A 421-nucleotide genomic window follows, 5' to 3' on the forward strand; every position below is an offset into this window, starting at 1 on the left:
CGGCGAGGCGGCCCTGGTCCATCGACGTGGCGGCCAGGGCGGGGAAGCCGATGACGTCACCGACGGCGTAGATGTGCTCGACCTCGGTGCGGTAGTGCTCGTCGACGTCGATGCGGCCCCGGTCGTCCGCGCTCAGGCCCGCGTTGTCCAGGTCGAGCGAGGCCGTCGAGCCCTGCCGGCCGGCGGAGTACATGACCATGTCGGCGGGCACCGCCTTGCCCGACTTCAGGTTGGTGATGGTGCCCCGGTCGCTGACCGCGACGTCGACGACCTCCTCGCCGAAGCGGAAGGTGACCCCGGTGTCGCGCAGGTGGAAGCGCAGCGACTCCACCGTCTCCGCGTCGCAGAACCCGAGCATGTCCTCGCGCTTCTCCACCACCGTGACCCGGGTGCCGAGCGCGGCGAACATCGACGCGTACTC

1 protein-coding gene is annotated in these 421 nt (G+C 70.8%); it reads right to left on the reverse strand.

Annotated elements, in window-relative coordinates; translation table 11 throughout:
* On the reverse strand, nucleotides 1-421 hold a 421-nt coding region (locus D7Y13_RS43635; protein WP_158626247.1), incomplete at both ends, for an FAD-dependent oxidoreductase.

The sequence above is a fragment of the Corallococcus praedator genome (genome assembly GCF_003612125.1).
In the GTDB taxonomy this organism is placed as follows: Bacteria; Myxococcota; Myxococcia; order Myxococcales; family Myxococcaceae; genus Corallococcus; species Corallococcus praedator.